General features: G+C 60.9%; 19 protein-coding genes. 8 read left to right on the top strand and 11 right to left on the bottom strand.

Annotated elements, in window-relative coordinates; genetic code table 11:
* Nucleotide 1: 1 nt before the first annotated feature.
* The 4 genes from hemW to rph are packed head-to-tail and all read right to left on the bottom strand — an operon-like array spanning nt 2 to nt 3,007.
* Complete coding sequence (gene hemW, locus RNA01_RS02985) at nt 2-1,183, bottom strand: radical SAM family heme chaperone HemW (protein WP_147178466.1); 1,182 nt, start codon at nt 1,181-1,183, stop codon at nt 2-4.
* A gap of 7 nt (nt 1,184-1,190) precedes the next feature.
* A complete protein-coding gene (gene rdgB / locus RNA01_RS02980; RefSeq protein WP_147178465.1) occupies nt 1,191-1,835 on the bottom strand; it encodes an RdgB/HAM1 family non-canonical purine NTP pyrophosphatase in 645 nt (214 codons plus the stop codon).
* A gap of 11 nt (nt 1,836-1,846) precedes the next feature.
* A complete protein-coding gene (locus RNA01_RS02975; protein ID WP_147178464.1) occupies nt 1,847-2,263 on the bottom strand; it encodes a VOC family protein in 417 nt (138 codons plus the stop codon).
* Between the two features lie 27 nt (nt 2,264-2,290).
* A complete protein-coding gene (gene rph, locus RNA01_RS02970; RefSeq protein ID WP_147178463.1) occupies nt 2,291-3,007 on the bottom strand; it encodes a ribonuclease PH in 717 nt (238 codons plus the stop codon).
* A 171-nt stretch (nt 3,008-3,178) separates the two neighbouring features.
* Between rph and hrcA the strand changes: the two genes are divergently transcribed.
* Nucleotides 3,179-4,267: a heat-inducible transcriptional repressor HrcA gene (hrcA, locus tag RNA01_RS02965; protein ID WP_147178462.1), complete on the top strand. Its 1,089-nt coding sequence runs from the start codon at nt 3,179-3,181 to the stop codon at nt 4,265-4,267.
* Nucleotides 4,268-4,326: 59 nt separating this feature from the next.
* Entirely contained in the window at nt 4,327-4,989 is a 663-nt protein-coding gene (gene grpE, locus RNA01_RS02960; RefSeq protein WP_268906683.1) for a nucleotide exchange factor GrpE, read from the top strand.
* Between the two features lie 75 nt (nt 4,990-5,064).
* Here the strand turns inward: grpE and ptsN are convergent, their stop codons facing one another.
* From ptsN to lptC, 6 genes are all read right to left on the bottom strand, one after another.
* Complete coding sequence (ptsN, locus tag RNA01_RS02955) at nt 5,065-5,529, bottom strand: PTS IIA-like nitrogen regulatory protein PtsN (RefSeq protein ID WP_147178460.1); 465 nt, start codon at nt 5,527-5,529, stop codon at nt 5,065-5,067.
* A gap of 72 nt (nt 5,530-5,601) precedes the next feature.
* Nucleotides 5,602-6,186 (bottom strand): ribosome hibernation-promoting factor, HPF/YfiA family, encoded by a 585-nt coding sequence (hpf, locus tag RNA01_RS02950; protein ID WP_147178459.1) that lies wholly within the window; start codon nt 6,184-6,186, stop codon nt 5,602-5,604.
* Between the two features lie 231 nt (nt 6,187-6,417).
* Nucleotides 6,418-7,989, bottom strand: a complete 1,572-nt coding sequence (gene rpoN / locus RNA01_RS02945) for an RNA polymerase factor sigma-54 (protein WP_147178458.1) — start codon at nt 7,987-7,989, stop codon at nt 6,418-6,420.
* A 153-nt stretch (nt 7,990-8,142) separates the two neighbouring features.
* On the bottom strand, nt 8,143-8,955 hold the full coding sequence (gene lptB, locus RNA01_RS02940) for an LPS export ABC transporter ATP-binding protein (protein WP_147178457.1): 813 nt from the start codon (nt 8,953-8,955) through the stop codon (nt 8,143-8,145).
* Nucleotides 8,956-8,971: 16 nt separating this feature from the next.
* The gene (locus tag RNA01_RS02935; protein WP_147178456.1) at nt 8,972-9,529 is read right to left on the bottom strand and encodes an LptA/OstA family protein; all 558 of its coding nucleotides are present in this window, start codon (nt 9,527-9,529) and stop codon (nt 8,972-8,974) included.
* Nucleotides 9,530-9,543: 14 nt separating this feature from the next.
* Entirely contained in the window at nt 9,544-10,209 is a 666-nt protein-coding gene (lptC, locus tag RNA01_RS02930) for an LPS export ABC transporter periplasmic protein LptC (protein ID WP_147178455.1), read from the bottom strand.
* Between the two features lie 326 nt (nt 10,210-10,535).
* Between lptC and RNA01_RS02925 the strand changes: the two genes are divergently transcribed.
* The 6 genes from RNA01_RS02925 to olsB all read left to right on the top strand — a co-directional run bounded on the left by RNA01_RS02925 (nt 10,536) and on the right by olsB (nt 14,940).
* A complete protein-coding gene (locus RNA01_RS02925; protein WP_170253342.1) occupies nt 10,536-10,853 on the top strand; it encodes an integration host factor subunit beta in 318 nt (105 codons plus the stop codon).
* Nucleotides 10,854-10,962: 109 nt separating this feature from the next.
* Entirely contained in the window at nt 10,963-11,307 is a 345-nt protein-coding gene (locus RNA01_RS02920) for a lipopolysaccharide assembly protein LapA domain-containing protein (protein WP_147178453.1), read from the top strand.
* 133 nt (nt 11,308-11,440) lie between these two features.
* On the top strand, nt 11,441-12,568 hold the full coding sequence (locus tag RNA01_RS02915; protein ID WP_147178581.1) for a class I SAM-dependent methyltransferase: 1,128 nt from the start codon (nt 11,441-11,443) through the stop codon (nt 12,566-12,568).
* A complete protein-coding gene (locus RNA01_RS02910) occupies nt 12,565-13,425 on the top strand; it encodes a TrmH family RNA methyltransferase (RefSeq protein ID WP_147178452.1) in 861 nt (286 codons plus the stop codon). Before RNA01_RS02915 ends, RNA01_RS02910 begins: the two co-directional genes overlap by 4 nt.
* A complete protein-coding gene (lspA, locus tag RNA01_RS02905) occupies nt 13,422-13,913 on the top strand; it encodes a signal peptidase II (RefSeq protein WP_147178451.1) in 492 nt (163 codons plus the stop codon). The genes RNA01_RS02910 and lspA overlap by 4 nt, the downstream gene beginning before the upstream one ends.
* A 148-nt stretch (nt 13,914-14,061) precedes the next feature.
* A complete protein-coding gene (gene olsB / locus RNA01_RS02900; protein WP_147178450.1) occupies nt 14,062-14,940 on the top strand; it encodes a l-ornithine N(alpha)-acyltransferase in 879 nt (292 codons plus the stop codon).
* A 93-nt stretch (nt 14,941-15,033) separates the two neighbouring features.
* Here the strand turns inward: olsB and RNA01_RS02895 are convergent, their stop codons facing one another.
* Nucleotides 15,034-17,319 carry an NADP-dependent malic enzyme gene (locus RNA01_RS02895; protein WP_147178449.1) on the bottom strand — a complete coding sequence of 762 codons (2,286 nt, stop codon included), beginning with the start codon at nt 17,317-17,319 and terminating at the stop codon, nt 15,034-15,036.
* Nucleotides 17,320-17,331: the final 12 nt, after the last annotated feature.

The raw sequence follows: 17,331 nt of genomic DNA, 5'->3' as shown, positions 1-17,331 counted from the left end.
ACTAGCAGGCGAGGTCGGCGACCACCGCGTCGAGGATCAGCATCCCCTTCGGCGTGCAGCGTAGTCGCGAGTTGCCCAGCCGTTCGATAAATCCGTGTTCCAGTAAAGCCTGCTCGCGCAGCGGGTCTGGATCTCGGCCGGAAAGCTGCTGCCAGCGGGCGAGATCGACGCCCTCGCGTAGTCGAAGCCCCATGAGCAGCAATTCGTCGGCCTGCTCATCCAATCCCAGCAGTTCCCGCTCGACCATGCCGTGGCCGTCGCGTTCGACTGCGGCCAGCCAGCCTTCCGGATTGCGCTCAGTGGCGGTTGCCAGCTTGTCACGGCCGCGCGTCAGCCGGCCATGCGCGCCGGGACCGATGCCGGCATAGTCGCCGTAGCGCCAGTAGGTCAGATTATGGCGACTTTCGGCGCCGGGCCGCGCGTGGTTGGAGACCTCGTAAGCCGGAAGGCCTTCGCTTGCGGTGATCTCCTGCGTCGCCTCATAGAGCAGTGCCGACTGTTCCTCGTCCGGAACGATGAACTTCCCGGCCTTATGCAGACCGTAGAAGGCCGTCCCTTCCTCGATGGTCAGTTGGTAAAGCGAGAGGTGGTCAACAGCGTAGGAGATCGCCAGGCGCAGTTCCTTCTCCCAGGCCTCGACCGTCTGGTGGGGCCGGGCGTAGATCAGGTCGAAGGACATGCGCGGGAAGATTTCGCGCGCCAGTCGGATCGCTTTCAGCGCGTCCTCGACGTCGTGCAGGCGGCCGAGGAACTTCAGGTCTGGATCGTTGAGTGCCTGGACGCCCAGCGATGCCCGGTTCACGCCTGCCGACCGATAGCCACGAAAGCGGGTGGCCTCGACGCTTGAGGGATTGGCCTCCATGGTGATCTCGATACCGTCCGGCACGTGCCATTGGCGGGCGATGCCTTCGAGGATCGCGCCGACGGTCGCCGGATCCATCAGCGACGGCGTGCCGCCGCCGAGAAAGATACTGGTGACGGTCTTCGGGCCGCTCAGCTGCCGCATCTCTTCCATCTCACGCAGAAAGGCGGAGACGAAACGCGGCTGGTCGACCGGCTGATGGCGGACATGGCTGTTGAAGTCGCAATATGGGCATTTGGCCGCGCAGAAGGGCCAATGCACATAGACGCCGAACCCCGGTTCGCCGGTATCGGGAAGGAGAAGCGGCGAGGCCTCTTGCATCGGCAGCTCAGGCCTCCAGACAGGTTTCGACGAACTTCTTGAAGGCACGGGCCCGGTGCGAAAGAGCCTCGGGGTCTCCTGGCTTCCAGCCATGTTTTTCTTCGGAAGTCATCTCGCCGAAGGTAGTCTTGAAGCCCTCCGGCTGGAACACCGGATCATAGCCGAAACCGGAGGTGCCGCGTGGCGGCCAGACGATCGTGCCGTCGATTTCACCGCGGAAGAACTCGGTGTGGCCATCGGGCCAGGCCAGGCAAAGCACGCTGACGAAACGGCCGCTACGCTGCTCGGGCGTCGTCGCGCCCTGCTCAGAAAGCGCCTTTTCGACCTTCTCCATGGCCATGGCGAAATCACGGCTACCGTCTTCGAGCTCGGCCCAGTTGGCGGTATAGACGCCGGGTGCGCCATCGAGTGCGTCAACGACGAGGCCGGAATCATCAGAGAGCGCCGGCAGGCCGGAGGCGCGGGCAGATGCCAGCGCCTTGATCGCGGCATTCTCCTCGAAGGTCGTGCCCGTTTCGTCCGGCTCGGCGAATTTTAGTTCGGCGGCGCTCTTGGCCGAAAAGCCGAACGGACCGATCAGGTCGGCGATCTCGGCGATCTTGCCAGCGTTATGGCTGGCGACGATGATGGTGCGGGTATCAAGCTTGCGCATGCGGTCAAATCCTATTCGATGTTCCAGAGCCGAGGCTCCGCGCATTCCAGGCTATTGCCGGCCGGGTCACGGAAGTAGATCGAGCGCGCCCCGTTCGGCCACAGAAAGTCCGCTTCGATTGTAACATTCGCCTGACGCAGCCGTTCGACCAAGCCGTCCAGAGCCGCGCCGCAGACCCGGAAGCAGGCATGGCCCGGACCGGTGGCGCCATGGTTTGGCACCGGCAGGGCCCCGGCTGCTACAGGTTGCGCCGTCTCTGCGGGGTTGAAGATCAGGAGCATGCCGGCACCGCAGCGATAGAAGAGATGCCGGTTGCCTTGGCGGCTCACTTTTTCGAGGTTAAGCACGCCCCCGTAGAAGCCTTCTGCCGCATTGAGATCGGCGGCGTAGAGTGCGGTCTCAAGGATGCCCTCCAGGACTTGCGTCACTTCTCCTGTTCCCCTGTGCTGCCTCGCTTAGAGCAATGCCTGTTTCTGCATCTGGACGAGTTCGCCGATACCATTGCGGGCAAGTCGCATCAGCGTCAGGAACTCCTCCTCGGAGAAGGGGGCGCCTTCGGCCGTGCCCTGCACTTCGACGATCGCGCCAGAACCGGTCATGACGAAATTGGCGTCGGTCTCGGCGGCGGAGTCTTCCAGGTAGTCGAGGTCGATGACCGGCTGGTTGGCGAAGATGCCGCAGGAAATTGCGGCGACATGGTCCTTGAGGACCTTCTCGACCTTTACCATGCTGCGCGCTTCCATCCATTTCAGGCAATCATGCAGCGCGATCCATGCACCCGTTATCGACGCCGTACGGGTGCCGCCGTCGGCCTGGATGACGTCGCAGTCGATGGTGATCTGGCGCTCGCCGAGCGCCTCTAGATCGACGATGGCGCGTAGTGAGCGGCCGATCAGTCTCTGGATTTCCTGGGTGCGTCCGCTCTGCTTGCCGGCTGCAGCTTCGCGCCTCATACGGTCGCCCGTGGCGCGTGGCAGCATGCCGTATTCCGCCGTGACCCAGCCCTTGCCGCTGTTGCGCAGCCACGGCGGGGTTTTTTCCTCAAGGCTCGCCGTGCACAGCACATGGGTGTCGCCGAACTTGACGAGGCAGGAACCCTCGGCGTGCTTGGAGAAATTGCGCTCGAAGGACACCTTGCGCATTTGGTCGGTTTTTCTGCCTGATGGCCGCATAGTCCGCTCCTGGAATTGTTAGAGGCCTTCTACGGTTCATGAGTACGATTTGCAAAGAAAAACCATTTTGGCCGGTCGTTAGCAGGAGACTTGGCGAGATTCCCTTTGGTGATCGGTGGTGGAGTGATTATATTTCATCCCAATGACAGACAAACTATGCCTGTGCGACGTATGAAAGAGCCCAAGTCACTGTTGAACGACGTCGCCACCTCGCTGGATGATCGTTCCAGCGAGGTGTTTCGGCGAATCGTCGAGACCTATCTGGAATCCGGTGACCCGCTTGGTTCGCGCAACCTCTCGCGCCTGCTGCCGATGTCGTTGTCGCCCGCGTCGGTGCGCAATGTCATGGCCGATCTCGAGGATCTCGGGCTGATTTATGCGCCGCATGTCAGCGCGGGCCGCCTGCCGACACAGCAGGGTCTGCGGTTCTTTGTCGATGCCTTCATGCAGGTGGGTAACCTTTCCGAAGAGGAGCGCGGCAGCATCGACAGGCAGATCCGCCCGCCAGGACCGGCTCAGCCGATGGAAAGCCTCTTGACCGAGGCAAGCCGTATGCTGTCAGGCCTGTCGCGCGGCGCAGGCCTGGTGATTTCCGCCAAGAGCGATCCCATCCTCAAGCATGTCGAGTTTATACGGCTGGAGCCGACCAAGGCGTTGGCCGTGCTGGTCGGCGAACATAACCAGGTCGAAAACCGCATCATTGACCTGCCGGCCGGAATCACTGCCTCGCAACTGACCGAGGCCGCCAATTTCCTCAACGCCAATATGACCGGCCAGACCCTGCCGGAACTGCGCACCCAGTTGGTAAAGCTAAAACAACAGGTCGCCGGCGAGTTGGATACGCTGTCACAGGATCTGGTCGAGCGCGGTCTTGCCGTCTGGTCGGGCGGCAGTGAGGAGCATAAGCCCACCCGGTTGATTGTGCGCGGTCGCGCCAATCTGCTCGAGGGTTTGGCCGGCTCCGAAGACGTCGATCGGCTGCGACTGCTGTTCGACGACCTGGAGCGTAAGGAGAGCCTGATTGAAATCCTCAATCTGGCCGAGAGTGGTCCGGGCGTGCGTATTTTCATCGGCTCGGAGAACAAGCTCTTTTCGCTCTCGGGCTCGTCGCTGATTGTCGCGCCTTATCGCGACGGCGAGGACCGTATCGTCGGGGCCGTGGGAGTGATCGGTCCCACCCGGCTCAACTATTCCCGCATCGTGCCGATGGTCGACTATACTGCGCAACTCATGGCGCGGCTTTCGCGTTCCGGGCTTTAGGTAGGCTGTGGCACGAGACTTCTTTTGCTCAAGCCTTGATTTTTCCACTTCAAACCCTGATATCGGGCACGAATTCCCAACACTGTCACTCGGAGGACGTCATGACCGACGAAGCCAACAACAACGGACCTGACGCAACGGCTGGCGATACTGCTGCCAGCGATGCGGAGCAGAATTCAGCAGATGTCGCGACCGAAGCGTTGGTCGACCAGTTGGAGGCGCTGAAAGCGGAAAATGCTGAACTGCGCGATCGTTTCCTGCGGCTTGCCGCGGAGATGGACAACCTGCGTCGCCGTACCGAGCGCGAGCTCAAGGATGCCAAGACCTATGCCGTCACCGGTTTTGCCCGCGACATGCTGTCGGTTTCGGACAATCTGCGCCGTGCGCTTGAAGCCCTTCCGGATGAAGCGCGTGGCGCGGCTGATGCCGGGCTTTCGGCTCTGATCGAGGGGGTGGAGATGACCGAACGTGGTATGCTTTCGACGCTTGAGCGTCATGGCGTCCGCAAGATCGACGCGGAAGGCCAGAAGTTCGACCCGAATTTCCATCAGGCCATGTTTGAGATCCCCAATTCGGAGGTACCGAACAATACCGTGGTTCAAGTGGTGCAGGCCGGTTACGCGATCGGTGACCGAGTTTTGCGTCCGGCCATGGTCGGCGTCGCCAAGGGCGGGCCGAAGACAGAGGCCAATGGCGATGCCACGGATGGAAATAAGACCTGAGACGCCGCTCGCTTAGTAATCGAACAAAAAAAAGCGCCCGATGGGCGCTTTTCCTTTGGCTGACTTACGCTGCCGTCATGCGGCGTTCGATGCCTGTTCCTCGTTAAGGAAGGCATAGATGGCCGAGGCCGAATCAGTTGCCCGCAACTTAGCCACCAGTTCCTGATCGCGTAGGATGCGGGCGATGCGCGACAACGCCTTCAGATGGTCGGCGCCGGCGCCCTCGGGGGCCAGCAGCAGAAAAACCAGATCGACCGGTTGATCGTCGAGAGCTTCGAAATCGACCGGTGTTTCCAGTCGGGCGAAGATCCCGGTTATGGAATCGATTCGATTGAGCTTGCCGTGCGGAATGGCGATGCCGTTACCGACGCCGGTGGATCCCAGCCGCTCGCGCTGCAGGATGACGTCGAAGATTTCCCGTTCCGGAATTCCTGTCAGCTTGGCGGCCTTGACCGCCAGTTCCTGCAATAGCTGCTTCTTGGAGTTCACCCGAAGGGCGGGAACGACCGCATCTTGTTGCAGTAAATCTGCCAAGGCCATTTCAAAATCCTTCATTCCGCCGAGACAAAGGTGGGGCGAGCGGCGGCGGACCGCCGCGCGCCGTTGGACGTGTCAGCCCTTGATATTGGCGGGATCGATCCATCCGATGTTACCGTCATTACGACGATAGACGATGTTGACTTCTTGGTTGCCGGGGCTGCGGAACAAAAGCACCGGCTCGTCCGTCATGTCGAGTGCCATGACGGCATTGGCTACCGACATGGTACGCAGCCACTTGGTGCTTTCCGCAACGATTGTCGGAGCAAAGTCCTCCGGCACTTCCTCATGTTCGTCCGGGACCGCGTCCATGACCGTATAGGCGATCTCGATCGACGCACTTGCCTGATCGTTTGCATGGTGGTCCTTGAGCTTGCGCTTGTAGCGGCGCAGGCGCTTCTCGATCCGGTCGGCAGCCATGTCGAAGGCGATCTGCGGATCGTTGGCAGAACCAGTCGCCTGCAAATTGGTTCCTGCGTCCAGGTGCACCATGCAATCGGCGACAAATGACGCGTCAGCAGCCGCCGACTTCGTAACCGTAACCTGCCCTGAATACCCTCCGTCGAAGTACTTCGTGACGGCCTCTTCGACCCGCTCACCGATCTTCTGCCGGAAAGCGTCGCCGATTTCCATATGTTTGCCGGCTACACGAACACTCATGGCGTTTCCCTTCTTATCATTGGTTGGCGAATAGCAGTTTACGCCAAGCCCTTCCCGCATCCAAGCTTTTCGAGCGCTAATGTCGGTTCGATTCCTCTGTGCCTGGCGTCGTCTGGGGATAAGTCGGAACGTCTGTGAACCTGTGTCGATCGGCGCGGGCTTCTAGCCCTGCCGCCCGCAAAAGTCAACGGTTTCTTAAGGTTTCCTCAACCTGCAGCTATATGGGCGATCCTAAATTGCAGGGATTTTGGCCCGCGCCCGCTTTTCGCGGCGGCGTTGGACAGAAGAGGGGATATTCATCGCCTCGCGGTACTTTGCAACAGTCCGGCGAGCGAGATCCACGCCTGTGGATTTCAGCGTGTGAACGATATCGTCGTCGGACAAAACGGCATCGGGGCTCTCTTGGGCGATCATCATGCGGATGCGATGGCGGACTGCCTCCGCCGAATGATTGTCGCCGCCTTCCGCGGAGCCGATCGAGACGCTGAAGAAATACTTGAGCTCGAAGAGGCCGCGCGGCGTCAGCATGTATTTGTTGGAGGTCACGCGGCTGACAGTCGATTCATGCATCTTGATCGCATCAGCCACGGTCTTGAGATTGAGCGGTCTGAGGTGATCGACGCCGTGCTTTAGAAAGGCGTCCTGCTGCCTCACGATTTCGCTCGCGACCTTGACGATCGTTCGCGCCCTCTGGTCGAGGCTTCGGGTCAGCCAGTTGGCATTCTGTAGGCATTCCGACAGGAAGGCTTGGTCCTTATCCGAGGCCTTGCTGCCTTTGCCGACTGCCGTCACGTAATCCTGGTTGACCAGTACGCGGGGCAGGGCGTCCGGATTGAGTTCGAGGCGCCAGCCTCCGTCCGGCGCCGGACGCACGACGACGTCGGGAATGATCGATTCCAAGATGGTATTTTCGTATCCGCTGCCAGGCTTCGGGTTAAGCTTGCGGATCTCGGCCAACATGTCGACCAAGTCTTCTTCATCGACGCCACAGAGCTTTTTGAGCATGTTGAAATCGCGCTTGGCGAGCAGTTCCAGATTGTCGACCAGGCTCTGCATTGCAGGGTCGAGCCGATCACGCTGTCTGAGCTGAATTGACAGGCATTCGCTCAACGAACGCGCAAATATACCGGGAGGATCCAGGGCCTGCAATGTCTCCAGCACGCTCAAGACGCGTTCAGCCGTTTCCCCCAGACGTTCGGCAATCTCGGCGAGATCGGCACGCAGATAGCCCGCCTCATCGAGGTGGTCGGTCAGGACCGCAGCGATCAACCGATCGGAGGGTTTGGAAAAGGCGAAGGGGATCTGCTGATCGAGATGGTCGCGAATGCTGACCTGACCCGCGACGAAATCGTCAAGATCGTAGCCCTCTCCCGTTTCCGCTCCGCCGCCCGGCATCGACTTCCACTGGCCGAGCAGTTCCGGCGCGTCCGCACGGCTGGCGGTCCCTTCGTCGGATAGGGCTGTGTCGAAATTGGTGTCGAGGCGCTCGTTGAGGCCGTCTCCATGGCCGGGCTCGTACCACTCGCTGTCAAGTGAGGCGCTCGGATGCTCCCCTTCATCGGCCGTATTGCCTTCCGTCTGGGCGCCAGCGAATGTCTCCTCGCTGCCGCCTGCCCGCGGCTCTGCCATGGGTTCACTGTCATCCGACGCCATTTCCAGAAGCGGGTTCTTCTCCACCTCCTGCGAGATGAAGCTAATCAATTCGAGATGGGTCATTTGCAGCAACTGTATGGACTGCATCAGTTGCGGCGTCATGACCAGGGACTGATTCTGGCGCAGGAACAGGTTGGCCGATAAAGCCATGGCGGACGCTATACTCCCTACATTCTCCAGGGCCGTCCCGGCGCGATGGCGCCGAAAAAGGTCGCGGAACTCCACTTGGCCCAAAAATTGCTTTTTTGAAGGATTTGGTCAAGTCGAACCGTGGGATGCGGTGAATTTCTTGAAATCAGGGTGTCAGAGGCTGAACTTGTCGCCCAGGTAGAGGCGGCGCACGTCGGGATTGTTGACGATGTCGTTGGCGCGCCCGTGGGTCAGCACCTCGCCGGCATGGATGATATAGGCGCGATCGATCAGGCCCAGTGTTTCCCGGACGTTATGGTCGGTGATCAACACGCCGATGCCGCGGGCCGTCAGGTGGCGTACGAGGTTTTGGATATCGGAAACCGAGATCGGGTCGACGCCGGCAAAGGGCTCGTCAAGTAGCATGAAGGTCGGATCGGTGGCGAGTGCGCGGGCAATTTCCAGGCGACGACGTTCGCCGCCCGAAAGTGCCACCGCAGGCGATTTGCGCAGTTTTTCGATGTGGAACTCGTCGAGCAGTTCGTCGAGTTTGGCCTCGCGCTTCTTGCGGTCGCTCTGGTGCAGCTCAAGCACGGCACGGATGTTGTCTTCGACCGTCAAGCCCCGGAAGATAGAGGCTTCCTGCGGCAGGTAACCCACGCCGAGACGCGCGCGCCGATACATGGGCATGCTGGTAACTTCATTGCCGTTGATGGCGATCGTGCCGGCATCGACCGGAACGAGGCCGGTGATCATATAGAAGCAGGTCGTCTTGCCGGCACCATTCGGTCCCAGTAGGCCTACGGCCTCGCCGCGGCGAACAACCAGCGACACGCCGTTGACCACGCGCTTGGTATCATAGCTCTTGGTCAAGCCGTGAGCAATCAGCGTGCCTTCGTAGCGCGTCTTGTCAAGGCGCGCCTCCGCAGCTGGAAGCTCCGGCGCGCGTTTCGCACCGATCAGTTTTGAGACGAAGGGAATCTTCACGTTACGGCCGATGCTGTTATTTCTTCTGCGACTTCGGGTCTAGCTGGATTTGCACCCGTCCGCCGCAGCTGTCGAGCTTGGCCTCTCCGGAATTCATCTGCACCGTCAGCTTGCAGCCGACGAAGACGTTTTGCCCTTCGGAGAGGACGACCCGGTCGCCTTCAAGGACGAAGATCTGGGAATCGAGATTGAATGTGCCTTTGTCCGCAGTCGCCTGCTGGGTTCCCGAAGACAGGAACACCTTGTCCGTCACATCGATCTTCTCGATATCGGCATTGCCGTTAGTGACGCTGGTTCCTTCTCCGCGATAGTGCACGGTCATATTGCCGGACTGCAACGTGGTCGTGCCCTGGACAACCTTGACATTGCCGGAAAACAGCGCGGTCTTGTCCTGCTCGCGGATCTCCAGCGCATCACTCTCGATCTGGATCGGCTGGTCATTCGACAGCTTCAGGCCGTTCAGGTTGCTCTTGGTTGCCTGCGCGAGCGCTACTGGAGATCCGGTCAGCAACATAAGGCCGGTTGCGACCAGCAGGCCGGCTTTCAAATGCGATATGCGGCGTTCGAAGTTCATGACTGGCCTGGCTCTCAATTGCCCGTTTTGCGAATGGCGGACGGTTCGATGTTCACTCGAACGGCCCCCTCAAAAGTAATGATGCGTCCCTTATCCGTTATCTTGAGGGACTGCGCAACAATGGACGCCTCTTGCGCTTTTATGGCGACTGGCTCGGTCGACTCCATCTTGCCGCCTTTGATGTCGAGATGGGCTGACTGAAAGCTCGCCTCAATCCCGGTCGACAGCTTGATGGTGAAAGGCTTGTCCATGTCGAGGAGGTCGGAAGACCGGTCGAACACACCGCTTAGTGCCTCGACCCGCGCGATGGTCTTCTCGTTTAGCGGCACGGCGGCGGTGATGGTCTCAAGCGCGATGATGTTCGGGTTCTTTATGTCCTGAAGTGCTCGCTCGGCTCGCATCGAATAGCTGATGCCGTCTCCGTTGCGCCCGGCAATCGCCGGCTTTTCCATCACGACCTTGCCGTTCTCGATCTTGGCGGAGGCGATCTGGAGGTTTTCCGGCAAATAGGCCCGCACCACCGACACGCCGGCGAAGGCAAGGGAGATGACGAAAGCAATGACGGGTAACAGGACTTTCAGTCGCTTAACGCGCGCTGAATGGCTGACAGCCAGGCGATAGGCATCGCCGCCCGGCGGGTTGTCAGCGGTCATCGTACCATTATCCACGCGATTCAGCATAAATGGGGCCTGTTGGTGTTTGCCCGCCCGGAAACGCTTTGGGGGCAATCCGGCCGACATCTCGCATTATTGCATTCGCTTGCCAATATGGAAATTGCGCATGCGAATACAAGCAGGGGTTCCTGCATGGGGCAGGGGTGTCCAATTGGCGCTCCCCCTCGCCTTTCCGCTTCGGATTGAACGCCAAAGCCGGTACAGGTTGATTATCGCGCCACATTGTGGTGTTTTACCGACGGCCGGGTGCAATGCCTCGTGCTGGCTAAGTTGTTTCTTGACGGTGCTTTTTTGGTTTGGCACGTTTGGAGCGGTCAAGGTTTCCTTCAATCATTCAGGGGGCGCGCGTGATCAAATCGGAACTGGTGCAGATTGTCGCGGCGCGCAATCCGCATCTCTATCATCGTGACGTGGAAAACATCGTCAATGCGGTTCTGGACGAGATCACCGACGCTCTGGCGGCGGGCAATCGCGTCGAACTGCGTGGTTTCGGCGCCTTTTCGGTAAAGAACCGACCGTCCCGGTCGGGGCGTAACCCGCGCACCGGCGAGACGGTCTTCGTCGAGGAAAAATGGGTGCCGTTCTTCAAGACCGGCAAGGAGTTGCGTGAGCGACTCAATCCGGGCATGGGCGACGAAGGCGACGAGTGAAATTGGCTATCCGCGTGCGTTTGAAACGCCCGCGGGCGGGAATAATTTGTGAATGCATCCGATGAGTTGGGCGGATGCAGGGCGACGAGCCGCCGAGGAGTAGTGCGCTATGATCAAGAGAGTCGTCAGCCTGGTTGTTTTCGTGCCTCTGGCAATCGTACTGATCGTGCTGTCTGTCGCCAATCGGCAGATCGTGACGCTGGCGCTCAATCCCTTCAAGCCGGACGACGCGCTGCTGTCGTTGTCTGCGCCATTTTTCGTTTTCCTGTTTCTGTCGTTGATCCTCGGACTGCTACTGGGCTCGGCCGCGACATGGCTCGCCCAGGGCAAGCATCGCAAGAAGGCGCGCGCTGAATCTCGCCAAGTGGTACGCTGGCAGGCGGAAGCCGATCGTCACAAGAGCCGCGCCGAGCAACTCGCCGGCAGTAGCCAGCCACAGATTTCGGCGAAGTGAGGCGCGTCAAGCGCAAAGGGGTGGCCGCTTTGTGAAAGCGCTTTTCCCTGCAGTGCGGGGGTGCTAAGGCGTTTCGCTCAGTTTCAGGACCGATAAGCAGGATCAGCGCGTGAAGAACAAGGAACGCCGGCCGATGCAGAAGGCATCCGCCGGAAAGGCCGGGAAGGTGACGAAACCCGTCAAGGCGGGGCCCCGCGAAGCGGACAGGGCGGCGCCCTACAAACCGCGCGGTAGTCGCCGGTCTGAAGGCGCGGCTCAAACGCCACGAGCGACCGAAGCGCCTTCGCCGGACGACAGCGCGCGCGCTCCCATTGAGCCGCAGCGTACGCTGATTGTACGGACCGGCGAGCGACCGGCCGAGCGCGTCCCACTCATCCTCGAGTCCCAGGGCGCCGGCGATTTTCATCTTATCGACAGTGGTGCGGGCGAAAAGCTCGAGCAGTATGGTCCGTATAGGGTCGTCCGCCCTGAAGCTCAGGCGCTCTGGCCGAAAGCTCTGCCGGCGCATGTCTGGGAGAAGGCGGATGCGATCTTCACCGGCGATACCGACGAGGATGGCATGGGTCGCTGGAAGTTCCCACGTGAGGCGCTCGGTGAAACCTGGCCGCTATCGCTGCTCGGCGTGGATTTCCTCGGCCGCTTCACCTCTTTTCGTCATGTCGGCGTGTTCCCGGAGCAGATCGCCCATTGGAGTTGGATGAAGGAGTGTGTCGAGACCGCAGGTCGCCCGCTCAAGGTGCTGAACCTCTTTGGCTACACTGGCGTTGCCTCGTTGGTCGCGGCCGCGGCCGGAGCCGAAGTCACGCATGTCGATGCCTCGAAGAAGGCCATCGGCTGGGCTCGTGAAAACCAGTCGCTGAGCCGCCTCGACAAGGCGCCGATCCGTTGGATCTGTGATGACGCGATGAAGTTTATCCAGCGCGAGGAACGCCGCGGGCATCGCTATGACATCATTCTGACCGATCCGCCGAAATTCGGCCGTGGCCCGAATGGTGAGGTCTGGCAATTGTTCGAGCACCTGCCGCTGATGCTCGACATCTGCCGCGAACTGTTGGCGCCGAAAGCGCTTGGCCTGGTGCTTACCGCTTATTCGATCCGCGCAAGCTTCTATTCGATCCACGAGCTGATGCGGGAGACGATGCGCGGCAAAGGCGGGCTGGTCGAATCAGGCGAACTGGTGATCCGTGAGGCCGGTCTTGACGGCAAGACGCCCGGCCGGGCACTTTCCACCTCTCTCTTCAGTCGCTGGGTGCCGAAATGAACGACGAACTCCGCAACGACGGCCCGCGCCGAGTCGGGCAGGTGAAGGAGATCACCAGCCTCGCCAATCCGATCATCAAGGACATCAAGGCGCTCACGCTGAAGAAGGGGCGCGATGCGACGAAGAGCTTCATGGCGGAAGGCCTGAAGCTCGTCATCGACGCGCTCGAGCTTGGCTGGACGATCCGCACGCTGGTCTACTCCAAGGCAGCCAAGGGCAAGCCGATGGTCGAGAAGGTCGCTGCCCGTACCGTCGCCTCCGGCGGCCTCGTTCTCGAGGTTAGCGAAAAGGTCATGTCGTCGATCACCCGGCGCGACAATCCGCAGATGGTCGCAGGGGTCTTCGAACAGCGATGGACCACGCTGAAAGATGTCCATCCAGCCGGAGTAGAGACCTGGGTGGCGCTTGATCGGGTCCGTGATCCCGGCAATCTCGGCACCATCATCCGCACCGCCGATGCGGCAGGCGCGTCCGGCGTGATCCTTGTCGGAGACTGCACTGATCCGTTCTCGCTCGAGACCGTGCGTGCGACCATGGGCTCGCTTTTCGCCGTACCCTTGGTCAAGGCCACACCCGCCGACTTCCTGCGCTGGAAGAAGGATTGCGACGCGCGCCTTATCGCGACCCATCTTGCGGGTGCGGTCGACTATCGCACGATCGACTATCGCAGCAAGCCCGTTATCCTGATGATGGGTAACGAGCAATCCGGCCTGCCGGATGAATTGGCGGGTGCAGCCGATGCGCTCGCCCGCATTCCGCAGGTGGGTCGGGCCGATTCCCTCAATCTCGCTGTCGCGACCGGTGTCATGCTGTTCGAAGTGCGTCGGCATTTGCTGAGCCTAGACGCCCCCAAATGAGTGAATTCCTTTCCCCCTTCAGTCGCCCTCTTCCGGCCGCCCTGTTCATTGTCGTGGCCCTTGTGCTCGATCAGGTGATCAAGCTCGCGGTCGAGCTCTATCTGCCGCTGCATGAGATCGTCCCGTTGACGCCCATGCTGGCGCTCTATCGCACCCATAATCTCGGCGTGGCCTTCTCGATGCTCGCCGATGCTCATGGCTGGTTCATCGTCGGGCTCAGGATCGCGATCGTCGCATTCGTTCTTTGGCTCTGGCGACGCACGGGGCCTGGCCACCATATTGCCCATCTCGGCTTCGCCATGATCATTGCCGGCGCTCTCGGCAATATCATAGACCGCTTCGTCTACGGCCACGTCGTCGACTACGTCCTTTTCTACACCCAGACTTGGTCCTTTGCCGTTTTCAACCTCGCGGATAGTCTCATCACCATAGGGGCGGGTTTGATCTTCATCGACGAGATACTGGCGCATCGGGCTTCGAAAGCGTAAACTATTATATGCCGCAGACTGGATGCTGAATGGCGCCCTTGAGAGGGGTGGAATTTGCCGCATGCGTGCTGCGGCTGCTGCGTGATCTGTCACTTTCTTGTCGCACAGCCATGGTTTATGGCCCTGAAACGCAACCGGACGAGTCGCTATGAGCATTGAACTTTTGGATCGAGTGTCCTCTGTCGATGGCGGCGCGCAGTCCACTGCGGCTGCGGGGCGTTCGACGCAAGGCCTGCTCGGCCGTATCGGCAATTTCGAGACACGGATCGCCCGTAACGAGCGCGAAGTCGACGCCGCGCAGGCGGTTCGTTATCGAGTGTTTGTCGAGGAGATGGGTGCACGGATTGCCCCGGAGGCGACACGGCGCAAGCGCGACATCGATGCTTGGGACGTGATCTGCGATCATCTGCTCGTGTTCGACCGCTCGGTCGAGGGCGACCCGGAGGACCAGATCGTCGGCACTTACCGACTGCTGAGGCACGATGTGGCACGGGTGAGTGGCGGTTTCTACTCGGCGACCGAGTTCGATGTCGAAGCGTTGATGGCGCGCCATCCGGAAAAGCGTTTCATGGAGCTCGGCCGGTCCTGCGTGTTGCCTGAGTATCGCACCAAGCGTACCGTCGAACTGCTGTGGCAGGGCTGCTGGGCCTATGCGTTGGCCAATCGCGTCGATGCCATGTTCGGCTGCGGCTCGTTCCCGGGCATCCGACCGGAAGAGCATGCGCTGGCGCTCTCCTTTCTCTATCACAATGCCGTTGCCCGTGGTGAATGGGCGGTCCGGGCGCTTCCGGAACTCTACCGTGAAATGGATTTGATGCCGGTGGAGGCGATCAACCCGCGCAAGGCGCTCGCCGCCATGCCACCGTTGATCAAGGGCTATCTGCGGGTTGGCGCGATGATTGGCGAAGGTGCCGTCGTCGATCACGCATTCAACACGACCGACGCGCTGATCGTCCTGCCGATATCCAGCATTTCTGATCGTTATCGTAATTATTACGGTGCGGACGCTGGCCGTTTCGCCAGCTGATATTTGCGTCTCGGATGCGTGACGCAAGAACGAAGCCCCCGTCCTTCCGGTCCGGGGGCTCTTTTTTGGGTGCTGGCGCCTTAATCTTTTGGCTTACTCGCCGGCATTGTAGGCAGCGATTGCCGCCATGTTGACGATGTCGGTATCCTTGGCGCCGTATTGGGCGATCTGCACTGATTTTTCCAGCCCAACCAGCATTGGCCCGATGACCGTCGAGCCGCCGAGTTCCTGCAGCATTTTGGTCGAGATCGAGGCGGAGTGGATCGCCGGCATGACGAGCACATTGGCGGTGCCGGACAGTCGGCAGAACGGATATTGTTCCATCCGGTGCGCGTTGAGAGCGACGTCGGCGCCCATTTCTCCATCGTATTCGAAATCGACGCGGCGCTTGTCGAGGATCTTCACGGCCTCACGCAGGCGTTCAGAGCGCTCGCCGGTCGGGTGGCCGAAAGTCGAGTAGGCGAGCAGCGCCACGCGCGGTTCATATCCGAGGCGGCGGGCAAGGCCTGCGGCCTCCTCCGCGATGTCGGCAAGTTCTTCCGCTGTCGGCATATCGTGCACGGCGGTGTCGGCGACGAGAACCGTGCGGCCACGGGTCAGAGCCAGTGATACGCCAATCACTCGGTGGCCCGGCTGCGGATCGATGCAACGGCGTACGTCTTCGAGCGCGGTCGAATAGTTGCGGGTCGTGCCCGTGACCATGGCGTCGGCATCGCCGAGCGCCACCATGCATGCGGCGAAATGGTTGCGGTCGGTATTGACGAGCCGCTGGCAGTCGCGCAGCAGGTAGCCTTTGCGCTGCAGTCGGGAGTAAAGATATTCGGTATAGGCCTCGACGCGGGTCGAGACACGGGCGTTGACCACTTCGATACCGGGGCGATCGAGGTCGATGCCGGCGCGTTCCGCGGTTTCCTTCAGCGGCGCGTCGCGGCCGAGCAGGATTGCGGTGCCGAGCCCCTGATTGACGAAGGAGATTGCCGCCCGCATGACTTGCTCCTCCTCGCCTTCGGCGAAGACGACGCGTTTCGGGTTCTGCCGGACGCGCTCGTAAAGCCTCTGTGTCGTGGCGGCGATCGGATCGCGGCGGGCGGAAAGCTCGCGGCTGTAGGCATCGAGATCGTCGATTGCCTTGCGAGCCACGCCGGTTTCCATCGCGGCCCTGGCGACGGCCACAGGAATGGCCGAGATCAGACGCGGGTCGAAGGGGACGGGAATGATATATTCCGGCCCGAAGCGCGGACGATTGCCCTGATAGGCGGCGGCGACATCATCCGGCACGTCTTCGCGGGCGAGGCTCGCGAGCGCCCGCACGGCGGCGATCTTCATCGCGTCGTTGATCTGCGAGGCGCGCACGTCGAGCGCGCCGCGGAAGATATAGGGGAAGCCGAGCACATTGTTGACCTGGTTCGGATAGTCCGAGCGCCCCGTTGCCATGATCGCGTCGTCGCGGATCTCGGCGACCTCCTCCGGGGTGATTTCCGGATCCGGATTGGCCATGGCGAAGATGATTGGATTGGCCGCCATCGAGCGGATCATGTCGGCGGAGAAGGCGCCCTTCTGCGACAGGCCGAGCACGACGTCGGCTCCCTTCATGGCTTCCTCCAGCGTGCGGTGGTCGCTCTTGACTGCGTGCGCCGATTTCCACTGGTTCATGCCTTCGGTGCGCCCTTGGTAGATGACGCCCTTGGTGTCGCATAGAATGACATTGGCCGGATTGAAGCCCATGGCCTTGATCAGTTCGATGCAGGCGATGGCCGCCGCACCTGCGCCGTTGCAGACCAGTTTGGTCGATTTGAGGTCGCGTCCCGTCAACTCGAGTGCATTGAGCAGGCCGGCTGCGGCGATGATGGCGGTGCCATGCTGGTCATCGTGGAAAACCGGGATGTCCATGATCTCACGCAGGCGGCTTTCGATGATGAAGCACTCGGGCGCCTTGATGTCCTCAAGGTTGATCCCGCCGAACGAGGGGCCGAGATAGCGCACGCAGTTGATGAATTCCTCAACATTCTCGGTGTCCACCTCAAGGTCGATCGAATCGACGTCGGCGAAGCGTTTGAACAGCACCGACTTGCCTTCCATCACCGGCTTTGCGGCGAGCGCCCCGAGATTGCCGAGGCCGAGGATCGCTGTTCCATTGGTGATGACGGCGACCATATTGCCACGGGTCGTGTATTCGTAGGCCATCGCCGGGTTGGCGGCGATCGCTTTGACCGGCACGGCAACGCCGGGCGAGTAGGCCAGCGAGAGATCGCGCTGGGTAGCCATGGCCTTGGTCGGGGTGATTTCCAGCTTGCCGGGACGCCCTTTGGAGTGGAAATCGAGCGCTTCCTGCTCGGTAACGGAGGTTTTGCTGCGCTCGTTGTGGTCCTTGCCTGCCATGTTCCCTCGACC

The sequence above is a fragment of the Paenirhizobium naphthalenivorans genome, assembly GCF_007992095.1.
Lineage (GTDB): Bacteria > Pseudomonadota > Alphaproteobacteria > Rhizobiales > Rhizobiaceae > Allorhizobium > Allorhizobium naphthalenivorans.
Note: the sequence above shows the minus strand (reverse complement) of the source record. Positions and strands in the feature narration are given on the sequence as shown.